This window comes from Desulfovermiculus halophilus DSM 18834 (genome assembly GCF_000620765.1).
In the GTDB taxonomy this organism is placed as follows: domain Bacteria; phylum Desulfobacterota; class Desulfovibrionia; order Desulfovibrionales; family Desulfothermaceae; genus Desulfovermiculus; species Desulfovermiculus halophilus.
In genome coordinates, this window is the sequence record NZ_JIAK01000069.1 from 1 (window position 1) to 1,443 (window position 1,443).

1 protein-coding gene is annotated in these 1,443 nt (G+C 51.8%); it reads left to right on the plus strand.

Annotation, left to right across the window (positions count from 1 at the left end; translation table 11 throughout):
* The first annotated feature begins 42 nt into the window (after positions 1-42).
* Complete coding sequence (tnpC, locus tag N902_RS18135; protein WP_051564627.1) at positions 43-1,419, plus strand: IS66 family transposase; 1,377 nt, start codon at positions 43-45, stop codon at positions 1,417-1,419.
* Positions 1,420-1,443 lie beyond the last annotated feature (24 nt).

The following is a 1,443-nucleotide window of genomic DNA, read 5'->3' on the forward strand; positions in this document are numbered from 1 at the left end:
TGTGTATCCCCTGCACGCCAAGTTCAGGAGGTGGCTCCTCTCATGAAACGAGAAGAAGCCATCGCCATCCTGGAGATGCAGGATCGGGAAGCGGCAATAGCCAAGATCCTGGAGCTTGGTGAGAAAGCTGAAAAGTATGACCAGCTCGTGAGCCAAGCCGCAAGCACTCCCTCGGGACAAAAGCCGCCCTATACCAAAGAGAACAAGCGCAAAGGCAAAAAGCGCAAGAAACCAGGACGCAAAAAAGGTCATCCCGGAAGCAGGCGCAAAATTCCGGATAAGATCGATCACTACCAAGACCATAAGCTTGACCAATGTCCACATTGCCACGGCGGAGTCGGGCCGGGGGTCAAGTCGCACACGCGCTATATCGAAGAGATCCCTCCGGTTGAGCCGGAAGTCACCGAGATCACGATCTACAAGCATTGGTGTCCGAATTGCAGGGACTTTGTCACTGCTCCAATGACCGAAGCCATGGGCAATGCCAATTTGGGCATCCGGCTCGTTGTGCTCACTGCTTGGCTCCACTATGCAGTAGGCATCAGTGTGCGAAACGTGGTCAAAATATTAAGCACTGTGTGCTCTTTTCCGGTCACCCCAGGCGGCTTGACCCAATCCTGGATCAGGCTGGCCAATCTGCTTCGGCCGGAATATGAACATATTCTGGAGCAGATACGGCACAGTGCCGCCCTGCATGCCGATGAAACCGGGTGGCGGCTGGACGGGGTGACGTATTGGCTATGGGCCTTTTGCACCAAAGAGTACTGCTATTACACCATCAGCAAATGTCGTGGCTCCCCGGTGGTGGAGCAAGTCTTAGGGGTCTTGTTTGAAGGCATTCTCATCTGTGATTTTTGGGGTGCTTACAACAGACTTAAGGCCTTGGCCAAACAACGCTGCTACTTTCACCTCTTCACCGAACTGGTGAAGGTGGACAAGAGAAGTACGTCCAATGAATGGAAATCCTTTCGCAAAAAGCTCAAAAGACTGCTCAAGGATGCCCTTCGCCTGAGGGACAACAAAGACCATCTTGATTGTCAGGTCTATGAGCGACGCAAAAAACGCCTGCATGACCGCCTGGAAATGCTCCTGGAGACCGTAGCCAAGGACAAAGATGTCAACAGGCTGATCAAGCGGCTGAAGCGACATCAGAAAGAGCTTTTTACTTTCCTTGATTATGATGTGAGCCCAGAGAACAGTCATGCAGAGCAGCAAATTCGAGGACCGGTCATTTCCCGAAAGATCTCCCAGCAAAACCGCTCAGAGGCCGGGGCAGATGCCCAGGCAGTATTGATGTCGATCTTTCGAACATCGTATCTGCAGGGGCGCAATCCAGTCGAACATGTCACAGAGCTGAGCAAAAACTATATTAAGCGAAACCACACCCAAAATGAGACGGAATTGGACATGGCAGCTTAGTTTATCAAAGGGCTAAACTCATAC

Excerpts from the sequence above, each read along its gene's own strand:
- tnpC (WP_051564627.1), top strand. The coding sequence starts at position 43 with ATGAAACGAGAAGAAGCCATCGCCATCCTGGAGATGCAGGATCGGGAA.